This window comes from Vibrio sp. 1731, from assembly GCF_033339955.1.
Taxonomy (GTDB): Bacteria; Pseudomonadota; Gammaproteobacteria; order Enterobacterales; family Vibrionaceae; genus Vibrio; species Vibrio alginolyticus.
Genome location: NZ_JAWOVO010000036.1, coordinates 1 through 21,011 on the forward strand (window position 1 = coordinate 1; position 21,011 = coordinate 21,011).

The following is a 21,011-nucleotide window of genomic DNA, read 5'->3' on the forward strand; positions in this document are numbered from 1 at the left end:
TGATAGGTCTATATTGTTAAAGAGCTTGCTTTGCGAGAAGTTTTTCTCTCAAAGCGGAGGTGCATTCTAGCGATTTAGTTGTTAGTGTCAAACACTTTTTTAAACTAATTTTTTGTAGAAGCTTTTTACCTCTTCGACCCTGCTGAAGCCTTGTGACGTCTGCCGTGTCGATGGATGCGCATTATAGGGAGAAGATTTTCTTTGGCAATACTAAAAATGCATTTTTTCTAAAAAAACATGCCAAATGGATACTTTCCATCCAACCCCAAAATTACCCAGAAATAACACTCAGGATTTATACAATTTACCCACAAAAAGCTGTGGATAACTACTCATCGCTATCAAAGAAATAAGAAATACGCGAACGCGGATTTAGATACTCTTTTACTTTATCCGGTAATTTTGATGGATGAATCGCGTTAACTATCTTTATATCTTTTGACGCAAGATCAATGATTGGCGCTTGCGTCCTTGGTACTGATGGATCGTAAACCAAGACATTCGGGAATAATAAATGCGATGCATTCACTGAGATAACCAGGCCGACCATATTATTAGAAAGCTGAACTACGGTACCCGGAGGAAACACGCCCATAAACTTAATTAGGATGTTCAGGTTCTCTTCTTTATATAGGTGTTTACAGTTCTTATATAAATGAGAGAGTGCGGTATAAGGAATCTTTTGGTCTGAGACTATCGGGGTATGACACAAGTTATCAAACGCATTGGCTACAGCAATAATTTGAGCAAACTCGTTGATCTCATCTCCTTTCAGGCCTTTAGGATAACCAGACCCATCTCTTAGCTCATGGTGCTGCGCGATCACAATTCTCGCGACTTCGGGAAAAGCCTCGATTTGACTCGCAAGATCGACGCCATATTTAGTGTGCAACTTTAAGTAGTTGGTTTCTGGCTCTGTTAGAGGTAGTTGCTTTCTTAATATTGCAGTCGGGATTTTTATTTTCCCGATATCATGGAATAGTGCGGAGAAGGAAAGCTCTTTCAACTGTGCTGCTGAGTACCCTTTAGCACGGCCAATCATCATCGAGATAACAGCCACGTTCAATGAGTGGAAATAAATATCTTCAAACTCATTTTTTCCGTTCATCAGATGTAACGTAACATTATCATCGCACATTAACTTCTCGACGATATCTTCAATAAGAAGCTTTGCTTCATCAACTGCTGCTGTCGGACGGTTACGGATTTTAGTCATGACTGAACGCATACGTGCCAGAGAGCGCTCAAACTCTTTTTCACACTGAATCAAGCGTCGACGGTATGCACTTAACTTCTCTATGCGGTTCTGTTTTTCTTGCCACATTTTTTGAGTTTCATGATCTAACGACGCTTCATTTGTTACTCTGTCAGCTTGTCTTTGATCAACAGGGAGTGGAACGGCATCGCTTTGCTCTGGATTAAAGTAAACGAACTTTACGCCGAGGTGGCGGATCATCTCGACTTGCTCTTGGTCTTTAATCTTAAAGCTATTGAGTAGAAAGGGGTGATCGTTCCACTTTAGCGGAAGACGGATATGTAGTCCGGGTTGAATACGATCGACCGTTAGTTTAATGGCTGCCACTTATTCACTACTGATTTATATTTCTTAAGAGAGTTAGAATACTAGTAAATTTTGTGAATAAATTCATCAGTAACTATCAAAACATCAAACCGTTATTTCTAAGCGACTCACTTAATTAGATAGAAGTAAGCTACTTTAAGGAGCGATCTGCTTTGCGTATTTTAAGCTTGGCCTCGAACACTGGCTTGTCTATTACTTCTTGATCTTTGACTAGCCCCATTAACGTTTGTACCGCTACACGGGCCATGTCACTGATAGGAAAGTGCACTGCTGATACTGTAGGGTAAAGACTTTCACAAAGATCAACACTGTCAAAGCTAGTTAATGAGATTTGCTCTGGTACAGAAATACTGTGCTCGTGTAAGTACTGCATTGCGCCAACCGTCATTTCTTCACTGCACGAAAAGACAGCCGTCACATCAGGGTGTCGTTGTAAAATTGCAGCCATTGCATCATAACCACTTTGCCGACCATAATTCCCTTCTTCACTCCAGCTTTCATCAATATCTATACCAGCATCCTTCATTGCATCAATATACCCAAGCTTTCTCAATACACTATTATGACGTTGGGATGGACCGGCAATACAAGCAATCTTTCGATGACCACCAGCTAAAAGGTGCTCAACGGCAATACGGCTTGCATGATGATGGTTAAAGGTAACACAACGCTCTTCTATTCCTTCCACGTAGCGATCCAGAAGAACGAAAGGTGTTGGCTGTTTAGCTAATTCACGTAAGTCATCATCTGACAAATAACGACTATGAAGTACATAGCCGTCACAACGTAAATCATTAAAACGCTGAATTGCCTCTTTTTCACCTTGTGCAGAATGATGGCCTTGAGCTGTAATCAAAAACTTCTTATGAATATCCAGCTCGGTCTGAACCTGCTCCATCATCTCGCCAAAGAAGCCCCCCGTATAGTAAGTCACCAATAACCCAACCATATTACTGGATGAGGTTGCGAGTGAACGAGCAATTGCACTAGGACGATAATTCAATTGCGCCATAGCTTGCTCTACTTTTTTTCGAGTTTCCTCGCGAAATTTCCCCTCTCCATTAATAATTCGAGAAACGGTAGAGCGATTTACACCGGCGAGTTCGGCTACATCTTTAATCCTTGCCATAATGCTATTGGGTCCAACTGCAATTGTTATTAAATATTCGTTTGTGTAGAACGGCTGCCAGCAATTCGTAAGGTGCTATAGGGGGCGAAGCTGGCAGCCTTTAATCATACACCGACCATTTGATTGGTAGAAACAAGCTCAGAGTAATCCGTAACAGTTATACCATGATGAGCTAACTGTTCTTTTAAAATGGGAGAGGTAAGAACTTGTAACTCTAGCTCTCGCTGAAGCGCATAGCCACTCTTTAAGATAAGCGCCTGATCGGCCTCTGCCGGGTGGCACATCACCTCAACCAAGTCATAGTCAGCTTTTAAGCTCAATAGATGTGCCATTAAGCCATCCAAGCTCACTTTTTGATCATAAAACTCATCAGTAAAGATATACCTGATTGTCATCGATTCTTGACACAAGCCACTGCCCCGCAGTGGCACTCGGTATTCATTCGCTACTTCTTTAATAACGGGCAAAATTTGAGGGTGAGTATGCGCGTGATGATGGCTATCTAAGTGGCTTAGCTCTAACCCAAGCGATAGAAAATGTTCCACCTGAGCTTTTGCTTCATCATAAACGACCTGAGTTTCGAAGTCCTGCTTACTCCAAAGTTCGTCATAATTGATAAAGTGCGCTCGGCCGTTGGTCAAGTTAGGATGCTTCGTTATAGGCACACCTGCTGTAAACCTAAGATGAACGCCAATTTTCAAGTCTGGATTATGGCGAGCTAGTTCTAAGGCATGTTGCTCAGCATCCATACCCACCATCATGGTGGTTGAATGAACTACACCTTGCTGATGAGCTTTAACGATGCCGCTATTTACACCTCTCGTTAAACCAAAATCATCAGCATTAAAAATGACTTTCATCGGCGCCCTTCCTTAGTCTTACAACGTCGTTAGTTTAAATTGAGGTAAATACGGAGCGTTCACCGCCAGAATATCATCCAGGATTGACTTGGCGCGGCCAATGTCAGGCACCAATGGGTTATTGGTTAATGCCATAAGCGCCTTGTCATAATTACCTTCGACAGCAGCTTCTATTGTTAGCTGCTCATACGCTTTAACTTGATGGAGTAATCCTTTGATATTGTTTGACAACTCGCCAACCGCAAGAGGTTTCGCCCCCCAGCTACCAATCACGGCACTACATTCAATCACAGCATCGTCAGGTAGGCCGTTGATCGCTCCATTATTTAAAACGTTAACAACATGAATACTATTACGATTGTTATAAATTGAATCAACTAGGTTCAGTGATGCATCAGAATAATAAGCACCACCCCGCTCCTCTAACTCTTTCGGCTTATGATCGAGGGTAGGATCTTGATAGAGCTTAAATAGCGCATTTTCTGTTTCCATTACCTGCTCAGCACGAGTGCCTTTTTCATCGGCACTTTGTTTCTCTTCAGCAAGCATGGCATCAGTTTGGTAGAAGTAACGATGATAAGGACATGGTATCGCCCCCAGTGCTTTTAGAAATGCCGGATCCCACGGCTCTTCCCAGATATTCTTCATACTGAAGTTGGCACCATCACCGACTTTCTCTAATACCGTTTGAGTAATATCTTCCCCATTGAACCATGCTTTGTGTACCCACACGAGATGGTTTAACCCAGCAAACTCAAGTTGCAGCTCTTTTGGCTCGCACTCCATCATTTCTGCAATCATCATTTCCATTGAAACGGGCACATTGCATAAACCAATACTCTTTACTTTGGTGTACTTACTGACCGCTTCGGAAACTAAACCCGCTGGGTTGGTGAAATTGAGCATCCATGCGTTTGGAGCCAACTCTTCAATGTCTTTACAGATATCAAGAATGACCGGAATGGTTCGCAGTGCTTTAGCAAAACCACCAGGGCCCGTTGTTTCTTGGCCGATGACGTCGTACTTGATTGGGATTCGCTCATCGTTAGCGCGTGCAGCAAGGCCACCAACACGAAACTGCGTCATCACAAAATCCGCATCTTTTATCGCAGCACGGCGATCGAAACCGGCTTTTATCTCAATTTTTGCTCCGGCTTTATCGACCATTCGCTGAGCCAATCCTTTGATGATCTCAAGCTTCTCAGCTCCTGACTCAATGTCCACAAAATGAATCTTCTTAACGGGTAAATATTCTAAGCGCTTAATAACCCCTTCAACCAATTCCGGGGTATAGCTACTACCACCGCCAATAATGGCAAGTTTGATCGCCTCTCTAGACATTTTCATCCCCCTTTATTTGTTCGAGATTTTTTTGTTCAGTGCGACGATTTCTACAGCCATCTCTTGAGCCAAAATCGTAGTCATTAGGTGATCTTGAGCATGCACCATCACTAACGTCATCGGGACTTTCCCTTCTCCCTGATCTTCTTCAATAAGCTGAGTCTGTATTAAGTGGGCTTTATTAATGCACTCTCTTGCTTGAGAGAGCTTCTCATCAGCCGCTTCAAAATCTTGTTCTCGAGATAAACGCAATGCCTCGTAGCTTAAACTTCTGGCTTCACCAGCATTGCAAATGATCTCCATTACAACCAATTCTTGTTCCATCATTTTCTCTCCGAAAATCGGGCCGCGGTAATTGCGGCCCATTAAGCACAGTTAAGCAGTAACGCCTTCGCCTGACGGCTGCGTGTCACCTTTAGTTTCCTTCGTCGTTGGTAGTTCTTGCTCCAACATTTGCTTCTCAAACATTTTGAAGAATGGGAAGTAGATGATTAGATCAAGAATTAATAAACCAATGACGAGCAATACTGGCGCAAAGGTCCAACCGCTACCCCACGAAGCACCTATCAGTGCCGGTGTTGTCCAAGGTGTTGTAGCGACACCCATACCCACAAAGCCGACATGCACAGCAAAGTACGCAATCGTAGCATTGATGACTGGAGCGAAGACGAACGGGATAAACAAGGTCGGGTTCATCACAACTGGGCTACCGAAGATCACAGGTTCGTTGATTTGGAAAAAGCCAGGTACCGCACTCATTCGACCAATGCTCTTAAGGTGAACAGAACGGCTAAACGACATCAGCATAACAAGAGCAAGTGTTGCACCAGAGCCGCCAATAAAGATGTAAAAATCCCAGAACGGTTGAGTAAATACGTTTGGAATCGGTTCACCTGCAACAAAGGCTTCAATGTTGGCACCAATGTTGGTCAAAAAGATTGGAGAAAGCAGTCCAACAACAATTGCAGCACCATGAATACCCGCAAACCAAAGTAGCTGGCAAAGCAATAAAGCGCCAATAATGGCAGGCAATGAGTTAGACGCACTAATTAGCGGTTTAAAGATAGCCATAACAGCGTCTGGAATCAGCATGTCGTACTGGGTTTGTACGAAAAGGCTAAGTGGATATAAGGTAATGAATATCGCTAAGACTGGTAGCAATACTTCAAATGATCGCGCAATCGCCGGTGGCACCTGCTCTGGCATGCGAATCGTAATATTGTGCTTTTTCATAAAACGGTAGAGCTCCACCGAGAAAAATGCACACATCACTGCGGTGAAGATCCCGGTTCCGCCCATGTGAGACATAGACAACGCGCCATCTTTAGCTGGGGCCGCAATGAGTAAAAAAGACATTAGTGACAATACAGCACTCGTGATCCCATCCATCTTGTAAGCCTTCGCTAAACTATAAGCAACGCCCAGCGAAACAAAAATGGTCATGATCCCCATCGACATGTTGTAGGGCATCATTATGGTATCAAAATGTGTAGTGGCGAAATCGAGCCAAATTCGACCAAAAGTAAAGGTTGTATCTTCGGCAAATGGGGGGAATGCAAAAATCAAAATGAAACTACCGACAATAATAAACGGCATTGCGACAATAAAACCGTCTCTCATTGCGCGAACATGGGGCTGATTCCCCACTTTAGCTGCTATAGGGGCTATATGCTTTTCGACTGCGCCTATAATTGCGTCATAAAGCTTCATAGAGTCCATCCTTATTTTAGGCAAAAGAATCCCGCATCAAATATTTATATTTGATGTACAGTTATCTTTTTAATTTAAAACTATATTTTAGTTAATTAATTCTAATGCTTGCTCTAGTACTTCTTCTCCCTTCATCATTCCATAATGCTGAGGAGAAATAGCATCAATGTTTTTACCATGCTCTTGCGCCGTTTTTCTTAGTTCTTCTAGCTGAAAACGTACTTGAGGCCCGAGAAGACAAACATCGTACTCTTTAATTGCATCTTCAAACGCATTCACTGACATTGCATCAATTTTGCACTCAATTCCTTTATTTTCAGCAGCTTGCTCCATTTTCCTAACAAGCATACTGGTGGACATCCCTGCGCTACAGCATAAAAGGATCTTTTTCATAGCCTTACTCCCGTTGTGTAAATTTCAACCTGTAAAAACTGTAGCAAAAATAACCAAGACAAAAAAGCGCAACCGGTTGCATTATTCGTGAACACAATCCCAATTTAGAAAATACCACCTATTTTTTTGTAATTATTTAGGTCTAGGATAAAAGTCATAAAATAATTTAAGACATCACATTAAGTTTCAAATTATCAATATTTTACTACTGACAACGTCGTTATTAATTTCTTAAAAGGAATAGAGAATGAAATTTAATAAATTGGCTATTGCAACGCTTGTAAGTGCCGCACTATCACAACACTCATTTGCTCAAACCGACTCTAAAGGCACAATTTATCTAACGTTTGATGATGGACCAATCAATGCATCTATTGACGTTATTCAAGTACTTAACCAGGAAGATATCAAAGCGACGTTTTACTTTAATGCTTGGCATTTAGATGGAATTGGTGATGAGAATGAAGACCGTTCCCTAGAAGCCTTAAAGCTCGCATTAGACACTGGTCATATTGTTGCGAACCACAGTTACGATCACATGGTGCACAACTGCGTGGATGAATTTGGACCGAACAGTGCTGCGGAGTGTAATGCGACCGGGGACCACCAGCTAAACTCGTATCAAGACCCTGTTTACGATGCCTCAATGTTTACGGAAAACTTATCTGTGTTAGCAAAGTATTTGCCGAACATTACAAGCTACCCGAACTACAAGGCAACAGAGTTTGCTAGACTGCCCTACACCAACGGTTGGCGAGTGACGAAAGACTTCAAAGCAGATGGGTTATGTGCCACGTCTGATGACCTGAAACCTTGGGAACCAGGATATGTATGCGATACATCCAACCCATCCAACAGTGTAAAAGCAGCTATCGAGGTTCAAAATATCCTAGCGAATAACGGCTATCAAACTCACGGTTGGGATGTGGACTGGGCACCTGAAAATTGGGGCATTGAAATGCCAGCAAACAGCCTTACAGAAGCAGAAGCATTTCTTGGATATGTGGATTCCGCGTTAAACACTTGTGCACCAACAACGATTAACCCGATCAACTCCAAAGCTCAAGAGTTCCCATGTGGTACACCTTTACACGCCGATAAAGTTATCGTATTAACTCACGAGTTCCTATTTGAAGATGGTAAGCGTGGCATGGGTGCAACGCAAAACCTACCTAAGCTCGCTAAGTTTATACAGTTAGCAAAACAAGCGGGTTATGACTTCGACACAATGGATAACTACACACCGAACTGGCAAGTTGGTCATAACTACGACGCTGGCGATTACGTCTTACACCTAGGTACTGTATACCAGGCTGTAACAAACCATACTGCGCAACAAGATTGGGCACCGTCTCCAACCTCTAGCCTTTGGACAAATGCAGACCCAGCCACTAACTGGACTCAGAATGTTTCCTATAAACAAGGTGATGTGGTGACTTATCAAGGTTTGCGTTATCTAGTTGATGTACCGCACGTGTCCCAAGCAGACTGGACTCCGAACACTCAGAATACCTTGTTCACAGCTCTATAGGCTGTTCCTACTATCACCATGTAGTAGTTTGCGCGAGGCATACCCCTCGCGCTTTTTTTTGAAGATCCAGATACAACAAAGCCCTGACTTTCATCGAGGCTCTGTCTTAAAATATGGTACCGGTGGGCGGAGTTGATTGGACTGGCATTCCTGCCGCCACCGCGAAGGCAACGCTAACTTCCTTTTGATATTTACGAGCACCTAAAACGACGAAAGGCCGCTATAAAAGCGACCTTTCTATGTATGGTACCGGTGGGCGGACTTGAACCGCCACGCCCGAAGGCAACGGATTTTGAATCCGTCGTGTATACCAATTTCACCACACCGGCATCTTTGGGCTATTGCCCTTTGATGGTTGGCATTATACGTAAGCTTTTGACCTGCGCAAGCAGAAATACCTTAAATAACTATCGTTTGCTGATAATTTCGCCACAAAGTGTGACAAAGCTGTACTCATAAGAAACGTACGCTCCATTTTCTACTACTCTTCCAGATGAAAATGAGTATACGAAACTCTTTTTAAATTCTATTCACTGTAATATCAGAAACATAACCATTCCCAATGCTCGACAACGCATTATAGAGCATCTCTGCGGCATCTTCTGCTTGCATGAAGTGACTCGTGTCCATCGTATTGCCGCTTGTTTTCCAGAATTCCGTATCCATTCCACCAGGATAAACCGCGATAATTTTCATAGGTTTTCCTTTTAGCTCCAAACGAACCGACTCAATTAATCCTTTGATGGCCCATTTCACTGCACAATACGTAGACTCTTGCGCTTTAGGTTGTTGCGCGGCTGTGGACATGATCATGACCACTTTTATTGGATGATCTTTGTAACGCTTTACTAACTCTCTTAGCACATGAATCGCAGAATTCAGGTTGTTATCAATCAACTTTTGAATCTCTTCCGGCTCCTGCTCTTCCAGTAAGCCAAAATAACCACTTCCCGCACTATGAATGACCATTTCAGGGGACTGTTTCACCCCATCAAAGAGCTGTTTCACATTTTGGTGCAATGAGAGGTTGCAAGCTTGATAACCAACGTTATGAGAGAGTTGTTTTGCTAGTGCGGATAGTTTTTCTGTATTTCTTCCTATTACATACGTCTCTTTGCCTTCCGCATCATAACGCTTTGCTAGTTCCGCCCCTAAACCGCTACTTGCACCTGTAATTACAATCATGCGCTACCTCTTTTCAACCACATACTTTTAATTCATCTATCAATTAAGGTAACAGAATCGTGGTAATTCACACCTCAAGAACACCATTCTTTGAAGCAAGCGGCTTTCTTACTTTCGTGATGCATGAAATATCAAGCAGAACGACGGGCATTTAACCTATGCTTAAGCAAGAATAACTTTCTGAATTTTCTATCGACTTTCTAGTGAGAACTGAATAGGAGCAAAGAATGACTGGGTCAAAATGGCAGTGGTTACTGAAACAGATGACGCGAAAACTGTGGGTCCGGACGTCACTCTACGCATTACTTGCTGTTGCTACCGCCTTAATGTCGATTGTTTTAAACCAGTTCATTACTCTGCCCCCTGCCATCAACGTCAGCAAGGATTTGTTGAACAACATATTAAATATCCTCGCAACCTCCATGCTTGCAGTGACTACATTCTCTCTCAATATTATGGTCTCAGCGTACAGTGCCGCTAGTGCAGGGGTAACGCCGCGAGCGACAAAACTGTTGATGGAAGACAGCACAACACAAAATGCCTTAGCAACCTTTCTTGGCTCTTTTCTATTTAGTTTGGTAGGAATTATCGCGCTAGGTATTGGGGCCTATCATCAACAAGCACAAATTTATCTGTTCATCGTGACTATCGCCGTAATCGTGATGATCATACTCACTCTGCTACGTTGGATTCAGCACCTTTCCGTACTAGGAAGGGTCAGTGAAACCACTTCATACGTGGAGCAAGCCTTGTTAGATGCTATTAGAAAACGGGGCAAAGAGCGTTGGCTAGGTGCTCACCCGTGGAGCCACCCAGAACATAAACCCAGAGGAAGTAAACCTATTTTGAGCCAAGAAATTGGCTACTTACAGCATGTTGATATGCATCATCTCGATAGTATTGCTGAAGCAAACCAATGCACCATCTATCTTGAGCGACAACCGGGAAGTTTTGTGTACGTAGGTCAACCATTGGCTTGGGTTTGTGGAGAGTTGCCAGACGAAAGCGAAGTAACGGCAGCCTTCACGATTCGAACGGAGCGTTCATATGATCAGGACCCTCGCTTTGGTTTAGTCGTTATGGCGGAAATCGCCTCACGAGCACTATCTCCGGCTGTAAATGATAATGGCACCGCGATTGACGTTCTTGGGCGTTCTGTACGAGCACTTTCATTATGGGGAGACCTACTCAGTGAGCCGCCTACCAAAACTCGATATCCTAGACTATTTGTGCCCGCATTGAGCTGCCAGGATTTGTTTGATGATGTTTTTTTGCCGATAGCACACGATGGTGCAGCGCAACTCCAAATACAGATTCGCCTACAAAAGGCCTTGCTAGCTCTCTCTAGTATGCACCCTAAGTTATTTTTGTCACCAGCAATCAAGCTGTCAGAAAAAGCTTTAGAGCTTTCGTTAAGCCAACATTATACCGAAGATGAGAAACACCAACTCTCTCAGCTATCTAATCTGGTCACAGACCAAAGAGCCAATGGTTAAGAGAGTCGAATTCAGTTGAAACATATTGCTGCACGGCCTCGTGTATCATGACATGTGCTGATAACGTAGGGCAGAAAAGTCTCTTCGTTTATACACAATTAAAGACTCTGTGCGTTAGGTCTCTTTTCTCTTGGTGAGGGAATCTATATTCTGACGCACAATTTTTAAGGTAAGTGATGGAATAATGACAACGTCTACAACTCTTCCACCTGCTGGTCTCTTTCGTCGACTTGCAGCGTTGATTTACGACACATTGATTATTATCGCAATTGAAATGATGGCCGCTGGTATTGTTATGGCCGTTGTGTTTGCACTAAATGCAGCAGGATTGTTGAGCTATGGCGAGTACGCTGATGCCGCAGATATGCTCGGAAAGCACCCTGTATTGAGCCCTCTATTTACACTTTATCTTGCGGGTGTGTGGATATATTTCTTTGTGTTCTTCTGGACGCGAGCAGGACAAACTCTTGGGATGCGCGCTTGGAAGCTTCGAGTTCGCAATGCCAAAGACGGTGCACCAATTACGGTAACTCAAGCTCTAATTCGTATTTCGACATCTGGCTTTGGCTTGGCAAATCTGACTGTACCGATTGATCCGAAGAAACGTGGTTTCCACGACATTTGGGCCAAAACAGAGGTTGTTGTATTACCGAAGGCAAACTAACTTGTCTAGGAACACAAAAAAGGAAGGCGTAATGCCTTCCTTTTACATTTGGTTCGGTAAAACTTGGTTTATTCGATGATGCTTCAGTTATAGCTTTCTTCGTAGCAGTGCAATCGCAATAGCTAAGAACACCAAACTCGGGGCCAAAGCACCAAACACTGGGGATATGCCATACACCAAGCTTAATGGGCCAAAGAACTCACTGGATATGTAAAAAGTAAACCCGGCAACCACGCCCGACAATACCCTTGCCCCCATGGTCACGCTTCTGAGTGGACCGAAAACAAAAGATAGCGCCATTAACATCATCACAGCAATTGAAAGCGGCTGAGTCAACTTACGCCAAAACGCCAACTCATAGCGAGATGCATCTTGTTCCGATGCTTTTAGGTAAGTCACATAATCATACAAACCGCTCAGTGACAGTTCTTCTGGCTTCACGGTCACCACAGCTAGCTTATCTGGTGCCAAAGAGGTGTGCCACTCCATCTGTTCGATGTCTTGCTTTGAAATTACGTTTTCATTTTCCATGTCCGTAATTTGTACGTAACGCATCAGCCAGTTGTTATCTTGTTGGTAGTCGACTTCTTCGGCGAAAATAACTTTTTGTAGATTCTTATCATCATCAAAACGCCACATATTTAAAGCATAAAGTTTGTCGTCTTCGACTTTACCGATAAAGATAAAGTCGTTTGCATCACGAGCCCACACACCTGAGCGCACAGACACAATGCTACCACCTGATATCGCAAACGCACGTAAGTCACGGGCCATCTTCTGGGCCTCAGGAGCGCCCCATTGACCTAACGCCATAACAACAATCATGAGCGGGACGGCCGTTTTGAGTACCGATAACCCGATATCCAGCTTAGAGAAACCAGCAGCTTGCATCACCACAAGCTCAGAGCTTGAAGCCAACATACCTAAGCCGATCAGGGCACCGAGTAATGCCGCCATTGGAAAGAACATTTCGATATCACGCGGCACACTGAGTAACACAAAGTACAACGCATGAGTGAGGTCGTACACACCTCGCCCAACTTTACGTAGCTGTTCTACATATTTGATGATGCCCGATAAGCCAACAAACGTCGCTAAAACCAAGGCAGTGGTAGAGATGATGGTTCTACCGATGTAAAGGTCTAATATTTTGAACACAGCTTACGCGAGCCTCTTCTTGCGGAATTTGTCTTTTATTCGTCTAGCAGCAACGCTGTCCATCATATTCGCCATGATAGCAACAATCAGCAACATCGCATTGATTGGCCACATACCAATAGCAGCCGGGATGTCACCATCTTCTAATGCAGATTTGGTTGCACTGATCGCCAAGAAATACGCTAGGTAGATCAGAATCGCAGGCCCCATTTTGGCAAACCGTCCCTGACGCGGATTCACCGCAGACAAAGGAATAACGAGCATCGTTAAGAGTGGAATACACACAAATAACGAAATTCGCCATTGTAGCTCCGCTTGCGCCTCTGGATCTGGGTGACCTATCAAGTCAACCGTTGGGTATGCTTCCCAGTCTCGCCCTTTCTTTTTGACCTCACGTTGGCCGATAACACCTTCGTATTCATCGAATTTCGTGATCATATATTCAACGCGAGTAGGCACACCTTCATAACGCGTACCTTCTTTCATAGTGATGATCTGACGACCGTCCGAAAGCTCTTTTACTTCACCAGAAGATGAGAACATCACACTCGGTAACACCGAATCTCGAGGGCGCATCTGCGCAACAAAAACGTTGCTCAAGGTATTGTCTTTAATGTCATCGATGAACACAACCGATGAACCGTCTGGTGTACCTTGGAACTGACCTTTTTTAAGTAGGTCAACGCTGTTTTCTGACGCTACCTGCTCATAAAGCTGCTCAACGCGGTCTTGAGACCACGGAGATAGCCACAACGCATTGAAAGCCGCCACCGCTGAAGTAATCAACGCTAGGTATAAGGCCGCTTGAACTAAGAATTTATTACCAATACCTGTCGCGTTCATTACGACAATTTCGCTCTCTGCATACAGACGACCAAATGTGATCAATATGCCGATATACAGACTTAAAGGCAGCATTAACAGACCCATTGCTGGCATGTTCAAACCAACAATCGAGAAAATCAATCCAGCAGGAATATCCCCATCAGAAGCATCAGCAAGAACACTTATGAATTTCTGGCTTACAAACACCAAAAAAAGTACGAAAAAAATCGCAAATTGGCTCTTGAGTGTTTCGCGGATCAAATATCTAACAATAATCACGCTGAAATTACCTATACAAAACTTGTTTTTTTGGTCGAATCACTATAGTTTCCCGTTGAACCATTTATTTTTTTAAAAATTATAAACTAGATGTTAGTCGCTTAATCAGCTCTGCATGTAAGCCTGGAGCTAAAATTCAACAAGTAAGCGATCATTATCTAACATTTAGAGCAATTTGTCTTCAGGATGTAGGAGTACGCATGGAGTTCAGTGTAAAAAGTGGCAGTCCAGAGAAACAACGTAGCGCATGTATCGTTGTTGGTGTGTTTGAACCACGTCGCCTTTCTCCAGTAGCCGAACAACTTGATAAAATCAGTGACGGTTACATCAGTTCACTACTTCGCCGTGGTGATCTAGAGGGTAAACCTGGTCAGATGCTGCTACTGCATCAAGTACCAGGTGTTTTGTCAGAGCGCGTTTTACTTGTCGGTTGCGGCAAAGAGCGTGAACTTGGCGAGCGCCAGTACAAGGAAATCATTCAAAAGACGATCAGCACACTTAACGAGACAGGCTCAATGGAAGCGGTATGTTTCCTAACTGAACTGCATGTTAAGGGTCGTGATACATACTGGAAAGTGCGCCAGGCTGTAGAAGCGACTAAAGATGGTCTATACACATTTAATCAATTCAAGAGCGTGAAACCTGAGACTCGCCGCCCACTGCGCAAGCTTGTTTTCAACGTACCAACGCGTCGTGAATTGAACTTGGGTGAAAAAGCAATCACTCATGGTCTTGCTATCGCATCAGGTGTCAAAGCCTCAAAAGACCTTGGCAACATGCCGCCAAACGTAGCTAATCCAGCTTACCTTGCTTCTCAAGCTCGTCGTCTAGCGGACGATTACGAAACCGTAACCACCAAAATTATTGGTGAGCAAGAGATGGAAAAACTGGGTATGACCTCTTACCTAGCAGTAGGCCGTGGTTCTAAAAACGAATCTATGATGTCTATCATCGAGTACAAAGGTAACCCTGACTCAGATGCAAAACCGATTGTACTCGTAGGTAAAGGTCTAACCTTCGACTCAGGCGGTATCTCTCTAAAGCCGGGCGAAGGTATGGATGAGATGAAGTACGACATGTGTGGTGCGGCATCGGTATTCGGTACAATGAAAGCGCTAGCGAAGCTAAACCTACCAATCAACGTTATTGGTGTTCTAGCAGGTTGTGAAAACATGCCAGGCAGCAACGCTTACCGTCCAGGTGACATCCTAACAACCATGTCTGGTCAAACTGTAGAAGTTCTGAACACGGATGCGGAAGGTCGTCTTGTTCTTTGTGATGCACTGACTTACGTAGAGCGTTTCGAACCAGACTGCGTGGTTGACGTTGCAACGCTAACTGGTGCTTGTGTTATCGCACTAGGCCACCATATCAGCGGCGTAATCTCTAACCACAACCCTCTTTCTCATGAGCTAGTAAACGCTTCTGAGCAAGCGAGTGACCGTGCATGGCGTCTACCAATGGCAGACGAGTACCACGAACAGTTGAAAAGCCCGTTTGCGGATATGGCAAACATTGGTGGTCGCCCTGGTGGCACAATTACTGCGGGTTGCTTCTTATCTAAGTTCGCGAAGAAGTACAACTGGGCACACGTCGATATCGCAGGTACCGCGTGGAAATCAGGCGCAGCGAAAGGCTCAACGGGCCGTCCTGTCTCAATGCTTGTCCAATTCCTTTTGAACCGCAGCGGCCAAGAGACAGAAGAGTAATTTCTGAACAGAATCTAAAAGGGCCGCAAGGCCCTTTTTTATTATCCTAATTTTCTAAAATGAAAGTGGGACTTAAGATGGTCTTAGGAAGAGACCCAAGGCAAGTGAGAGAATGATGCAAACTGCAACCTTCTACATCATTAACGAAGAGAGCCCGCAAGCAACGGTGGCTGGCTTTGAAGAATACATCGTGTTTTTGGCTCAGCACTTTGCTCGCCAAGGCGCTAAAGTGTATTTAAACTGCCAAGACAAACCACACGCCGAGCAGCTCGCTGAAGCCTTTTGGCAAGTTGATGCAGACAAGTTCATGGCACATAACCTCGTAGGCGAGGGACCGAAATACGCCACCAATATTGAGATCGGCCATAACGGTGTAAAACCTAATTGGAACCGTCAGCTGGTAATTAATTTGGCGGAAAATGAGACAACCTTTGCGAACAAGTTTGCTCAAGTGGTAGACTTCGTGCCCTGCGAAGAAAAAGCTAAACAACTCGCAAGAGAAAGATATAAAATTTACCGTCAAGCAGGTTACCAGCTGCAAACGATCGAAATTCAATATCCTTAACGGTCAATCCTTATAGTTAAGGCGATCTTGTTAAGATCCCTCACTTATAAAGATTGACTAAGATTCAACCATCAACGTATCCATTAAAAGAGCGCTATGGAAAAGACATACAACCCAACTTCAATCGAACAAGCTCTGTATCAGACTTGGGAAGAGAAAGGCTACTTTAAGCCACACGGTGACACTACTAAAGAATCATACAGCATCATGATCCCGCCACCGAACGTCACTGGTAGCCTACACATGGGCCACGCGTTCCAAGATACGATCATGGATACGCTTATCCGTTGTGAACGTATGAAGGGTAAAAACACCCTTTGGCAAGTAGGTACTGACCACGCTGGTATCGCAACTCAGATGGTTGTTGAGCGTAAGATCGCAGCAGAAGAAGGCAAAACAAAACACGATTACGGTCGTGAAGCTTTCATCGACAAAATCTGGGAATGGAAAGGCGAATCTGGCGGCACTATCACTAAGCAGCTTCGTCGTCTTGGCGCATCTGTAGACTGGGATCGTGAACGCTTTACGATGGACGATGGTCTATCTAACGCCGTTCAAGAAGTCTTCGTACGTCTATACGAAGACGATCTAATCTACCGCGGTAAGCGTCTGGTTAACTGGGATCCAAAGCTACACACAGCGATTTCAGATCTAGAAGTAGAGAACAAAGACACTAAAGGCCACATGTGGCACTTCCGCTACCCACTAGCAGATGGCGCTAGAACAGCCGATGGCAAAGACTACATCGTTGTTGCAACGACTCGTCCAGAGACCGTGCTAGGCGATACGGGTGTTGCAGTTAACCCAGAAGATCCACGTTACAAAGATCTTATCGGTAAAGAAATCATCCTTCCTATCGTTGATCGTCGCATCCCAATAGTGGGCGATGAGCACGCAGATATGGAAAAAGGTACTGGCTGTGTGAAAATCACACCTGCGCACGACTTCAACGACTACGAAGTAGGTAAGCGCCACCAGCTACCAATGATCAACATTCTGACTTTCGACGCAAACATCCGTGATGCTTCTGAAGTATTCAACACCAACGGCGAAGCAAGCGACGCTTACAGCACTGAGCTACCAGCTAAATACCACGGTATGGAGCGTTTTGCCGCTCGTAAAGCTATCGTTGCTGAATTCGACGAGCTAGGCCTACTTGAAGAAGTGAAAGATCACGATCTACAAGTTCCTTACGGCGACCGTGGTGGCGTGGTTATCGAACCAATGCTAACTGACCAATGGTACGTACGTACTGCGCCTCTAGCGAAAACTGCAGTTGAAGCAGTAGAAAACGGCGACATCCAATTTGTTCCTAAGCAGTACGAAAACATGTACTTCTCTTGGATGCGTGACGTTCAAGACTGGTGTATCTCTCGTCAGCTATGGTGGGGTCACCGCATCCCAGCTTGGTACGACAACCAAGGTAATGTTTACGTAGGTCGCACTGAAGAAGAAGTTCGTAAGAACAACAACCTAGAGTCAGTCATTGAACTGCACCAAGACGAAGACGTACTGGATACGTGGTTCTCTTCTGCACTATGGACATTCGGTACTCAAGGTTGGCCAGAGCAAACTGACGACCTGAAAGTATTCCACCCTTCAGACGTTCTAGTAACTGGTTTCGACATCATCTTCTTCTGGGTTGCGCGCATGATCATGATGACCATGCACTTCGTGAAAGACGAAAACGGCAAACCACAAGTACCATTTAAGACGGTTTACGTTACTGGTCTAATCCGTGATGAAAACGGCGACAAGATGTCTAAGTCGAAAGGTAACGTACTTGACCCAATCGACATGATCGATGGTATCGACCTAGAGTCTCTAGTAGAGAAGCGTTGTGGCAACATGATGCAACCTCAGCTAGCGAAGAAGATCGAGAAGAACACTCGTAAGACGTTTGAAAACGGTATCGAAGCATACGGTACAGACGCACTACGTTTCACTCTTGCAGCAATGGCATCAACAGGTCGTGATATCAACTGGGATATGAAGCGTCTTGAGGGTTACCGTAACTTCTGTAACAAACTATGGAACGCAAGCCGTTACGTAATGATGAACACAGAAGAGCAAGATTGTGGCTTCAACGGTGGTGAGATTGAATACTCACTAGCAGACAAATGGATCGAGTCTCAGTTTGAACTTGCAGCGAAAGCGTTCAACAACCATATCGACAACTTCCGTCTAGATATGGCTGCGAACACGCTTTACGAATTCATCTGGAACCAATTCTGTGACTGGTACCTAGAGCTAACTAAACCCGTTCTATGGAAAGGTACTGAAGCGCAACAGCGTGGTACTCGCCGTACACTAATCACGGTACTTGAGAAGACTCTACGTCTGGCTCATCCTGTGATTCCTTACATCACTGAAACTATCTGGCAAAGCATCAAGCCACTAGTTGAAGGTGTAGAAGGTGAGACAATCATGCTTCAAGCACTGCCTCAATTCGACGAAGCAAACTTCAACCAAGAAGCGCTAGATGATATCGAATGGGTGAAGGCGTTCATTACCAGCATCCGTAACCTACGTGCTGAATACGACATCAACCCTGGTAAGCCGCTTGACGTTATGCTGAAAGCAGCAAATGCAGAAGATGCCTCTCGTCTAGAAGCAAGCAAGCAAGTACTGATGTCACTAGCGAAGCTAGAAGCAGTACGCGTGCTTGAAGCTGGCGAACAAACTCCTGCATGTGCGACAGCACTGGTTGGTAAGTCTGAGCTGATGATCCCAATGGCAGGTCTGATCGACAAAGATGCTGAGCTTGCTCGTCTAGATGGCGAAATCAAGAAGACTCACGGCGAAATCAAGCGTATCGAAGGCAAACTAGGTAACGAAGGCTTCGTAGCGAAAGCACCTGAAGCAGTTGTTGCTAAAGAGCGTGAGAAGCTTGAAGGCTACAAAGAAACGCTAGCTAAGCTAGAAGAGCAGAAGACAACGATCGCTGCACTTTAAGCCTCAGTGAAAGAGAAGAATTAGCACTTCTCACTTTTTGGTTCAAAAGGTTGGTCATCATGGCCAACCTTTTTTGTATACATTTCACCAAAACCATCATCAATAGCTTCCCCCTATCACAACAATACTCATTACCCATTAGCATTAATGAGAATTATTATCGATAATAAGCTCATCGAAACAAACACGATTGAGTAATTATCATGAAAAAGACACTAACTTTCGCAGCACTGCATTTTACTATCGCATTTAGTGTCGCTTACGTACTCACAGGCGACATTCTAATTGGTAGTTTAATTGCCATGATTGAGCCTTCAGTGAACACCGTAGCCTTCTACTTTCATGAAAAGGCATGGGCAAAAGTCCCAGCACTTAAAGCTCGTCAGTGGATGACCAAATTAAAAACCGCAAGCTTTGCGACCGTGCACTTCAGCGTCGCTTTTACCGTGGTTTACTTACTAACAGGTGATGCATTTGTCGGCGGCGTAATGGCGATGTTAGAGCCAAGTTTGAACACGGTGGCTTACTACTTCCACGAGAAAGTATGGATGCGTAAATCATCAGAAAAAACTCCAGCACCGCAGTTTTGTTTACATCACCACGCTTAAACATGGAGGCTCACTACGTCTCCTAACGAGCAAAATGACATTTACCATTGACAAGGTTGCGCACCGCAATTAATTTAATTGCGGTGCGCAACTTTATTTTTAGAGGTAAGTGATAATGAACGCTCGTCAACTTCGACACTACTCCCGTCAAGCCGTCCGATTGCTTGGTATGCTTGATAAACAATGCGGCGATGTCGCTCTCACTCCAGTGCAAGCGCACGCATTGGGTGAAATCCAATTGCAGCCATTGACCATCAATCAGCTGGCACAGCAGCTTAATGTCGACAAGTCCAACGCGAGCCGAACCGTTACTGGTTTGATTAAATTAGGTTTGGTCGAGAGCATCGAAAACCCAAAAGACAAACGTAGTCAACTCGTCGCGATTACAGAGCAAGGCCAACTGGCGTTATCGCAACTGGACCAACAGCAAAACAGCTTCTTTGAACAACTGCTTACCCAACTCGATGACAGCGAGCAAGAGCAACTCAAACTTGGTCTAGAGACTTACCTAAAAGGGCTAACAAAAGTGTGTCAGTCTGAGGAATACGTTCTTCGACCTCTTACTAAAGCAGACAACCCGCAAGTCGCAGATGTGATTCGTAAAGTCTCTGCTGAATACGGCTTAACCGCAGACAAAGGTTATGGTGTGGCCGATCCAACGCTTGATGATATGTATTCGGTGTACAATCAAAACAGGGCCGCCTATTGGGTCATTGAACATCGCGGAGAGATCGTTGGTGGCGGTGGCTTTGCCCCTTTAGCTGGCGAGCCAAATGTGTGTGAACTACAAAAGATGTACTTCTTACCTCAAACACGAGGACACGGTTTAGCCAAACGCATCGTCGCATTGAGCTTACAATTGGCGAAACAATTTGGGTATCAGCAGTGCTATTTAGAGACAACTGAATGTCTGAGAGAAGCGGTAAGCTTGTATGAAAAGCTAGGCTTTGAGCATCTCAGTGCCCCGCTTGGACAAACAGGGCATGATGCATGTGAAGTCGTAATGCTTAAGATGCTGTAA

Annotated in this window: 18 protein-coding genes and 1 tRNA gene; 8 read left to right on the top strand and 11 right to left on the bottom strand. The window is 44.4% G+C overall.

What is annotated here, in order from left to right; all coding sequences use genetic code 11:
* Positions 1-328: 328 nt before the first annotated feature.
* The 7 genes from R7035_RS23765 to R7035_RS23795 form a co-directional block, all read right to left on the bottom strand.
* Positions 329-1,582: an HD-GYP domain-containing protein gene (locus tag R7035_RS23765; RefSeq protein WP_262652178.1), complete on the bottom strand. Its 1,254-nt coding sequence runs from the start codon at positions 1,580-1,582 to the stop codon at positions 329-331.
* Between the two features lie 130 nt (positions 1,583-1,712).
* Positions 1,713-2,711 (bottom strand): LacI family DNA-binding transcriptional regulator, encoded by a 999-nt coding sequence (locus R7035_RS23770; RefSeq protein WP_318146297.1) that lies wholly within the window; start codon positions 2,709-2,711, stop codon positions 1,713-1,715.
* A 104-nt stretch (positions 2,712-2,815) separates the two neighbouring features.
* Positions 2,816-3,571, bottom strand: a complete 756-nt coding sequence (gene chbG, locus R7035_RS23775; RefSeq protein ID WP_025767647.1) for a chitin disaccharide deacetylase — start codon at positions 3,569-3,571, stop codon at positions 2,816-2,818.
* An 18-nt stretch (positions 3,572-3,589) separates the two neighbouring features.
* Entirely contained in the window at positions 3,590-4,912 is a 1,323-nt protein-coding gene (locus R7035_RS23780; RefSeq protein ID WP_064354316.1) for a 6-phospho-beta-glucosidase, read from the bottom strand.
* 12 nt (positions 4,913-4,924) lie between these two features.
* On the bottom strand, positions 4,925-5,236 hold the full coding sequence (locus R7035_RS23785) for a PTS lactose/cellobiose transporter subunit IIA (protein ID WP_031777269.1): 312 nt from the start codon (positions 5,234-5,236) through the stop codon (positions 4,925-4,927).
* A gap of 51 nt (positions 5,237-5,287) precedes the next feature.
* Positions 5,288-6,622: a PTS sugar transporter subunit IIC gene (locus R7035_RS23790; protein WP_005381064.1), complete on the bottom strand. Its 1,335-nt coding sequence runs from the start codon at positions 6,620-6,622 to the stop codon at positions 5,288-5,290.
* 87 nt (positions 6,623-6,709) lie between these two features.
* Positions 6,710-7,015, bottom strand: coding sequence for a PTS sugar transporter subunit IIB (locus R7035_RS23795; RefSeq protein ID WP_115386301.1), 306 nt, complete (start codon positions 7,013-7,015; stop codon positions 6,710-6,712).
* A gap of 247 nt (positions 7,016-7,262) precedes the next feature.
* On the opposite strand from R7035_RS23795, the gene R7035_RS23800 reads away from it, so the two are divergent.
* On the top strand, positions 7,263-8,546 hold the full coding sequence (locus R7035_RS23800; RefSeq protein ID WP_005381066.1) for a carbohydrate-binding protein: 1,284 nt from the start codon (positions 7,263-7,265) through the stop codon (positions 8,544-8,546).
* A gap of 244 nt (positions 8,547-8,790) precedes the next feature.
* Here R7035_RS23800 and R7035_RS23805 read toward each other — a convergent pair.
* Together R7035_RS23805 and R7035_RS23810 are read right to left on the bottom strand one after the other, a co-directional pair.
* Positions 8,791-8,875 (bottom strand) — tRNA-Leu (locus tag R7035_RS23805).
* Positions 8,876-9,065: 190 nt separating this feature from the next.
* Positions 9,066-9,731: an SDR family NAD(P)-dependent oxidoreductase gene (locus tag R7035_RS23810; RefSeq protein ID WP_025767626.1), complete on the bottom strand. Its 666-nt coding sequence runs from the start codon at positions 9,729-9,731 to the stop codon at positions 9,066-9,068.
* 227 nt (positions 9,732-9,958) lie between these two features.
* On the opposite strand from R7035_RS23810, the gene R7035_RS23815 reads away from it, so the two are divergent.
* Positions 9,959-11,227, top strand: coding sequence for a DUF2254 domain-containing protein (locus R7035_RS23815; RefSeq protein ID WP_017636178.1), 1,269 nt, complete (start codon positions 9,959-9,961; stop codon positions 11,225-11,227).
* 184 nt (positions 11,228-11,411) lie between these two features.
* Positions 11,412-11,891, top strand: a complete 480-nt coding sequence (locus R7035_RS23820) for an RDD family protein (protein ID WP_005381070.1) — start codon at positions 11,412-11,414, stop codon at positions 11,889-11,891.
* An 87-nt stretch (positions 11,892-11,978) separates the two neighbouring features.
* Here R7035_RS23820 and lptG read toward each other — a convergent pair whose 3' ends face one another.
* Complete coding sequence (lptG, locus tag R7035_RS23825; protein ID WP_005381071.1) at positions 11,979-13,049, bottom strand: LPS export ABC transporter permease LptG; 1,071 nt, start codon at positions 13,047-13,049, stop codon at positions 11,979-11,981.
* 3 nt (positions 13,050-13,052) lie between these two features.
* Entirely contained in the window at positions 13,053-14,153 is a 1,101-nt protein-coding gene (gene lptF / locus R7035_RS23830) for an LPS export ABC transporter permease LptF (RefSeq protein ID WP_005381072.1), read from the bottom strand.
* 200 nt (positions 14,154-14,353) lie between these two features.
* Between lptF and pepA the strand changes: the two genes are divergently transcribed.
* From pepA to R7035_RS23855, 5 genes are all read left to right on the top strand, one after another.
* Positions 14,354-15,862 (top strand): leucyl aminopeptidase, encoded by a 1,509-nt coding sequence (gene pepA / locus R7035_RS23835; RefSeq protein WP_005381073.1) that lies wholly within the window; start codon positions 14,354-14,356, stop codon positions 15,860-15,862.
* A 115-nt stretch (positions 15,863-15,977) separates the two neighbouring features.
* Positions 15,978-16,427 carry a DNA polymerase III subunit chi gene (locus R7035_RS23840; RefSeq protein ID WP_025998737.1) on the top strand — a complete coding sequence of 150 codons (450 nt, stop codon included), beginning with the start codon at positions 15,978-15,980 and terminating at the stop codon, positions 16,425-16,427.
* 96 nt (positions 16,428-16,523) lie between these two features.
* Complete coding sequence (locus R7035_RS23845) at positions 16,524-19,382, top strand: valine--tRNA ligase (protein ID WP_047103615.1); 2,859 nt, start codon at positions 16,524-16,526, stop codon at positions 19,380-19,382.
* Positions 19,383-19,585: 203 nt separating this feature from the next.
* On the top strand, positions 19,586-19,990 hold the full coding sequence (locus tag R7035_RS23850; protein ID WP_169628884.1) for a DUF2061 domain-containing protein: 405 nt from the start codon (positions 19,586-19,588) through the stop codon (positions 19,988-19,990).
* A 115-nt stretch (positions 19,991-20,105) separates the two neighbouring features.
* Positions 20,106-21,011: a bifunctional helix-turn-helix transcriptional regulator/GNAT family N-acetyltransferase gene (locus tag R7035_RS23855; protein WP_262652182.1), complete on the top strand. Its 906-nt coding sequence runs from the start codon at positions 20,106-20,108 to the stop codon at positions 21,009-21,011.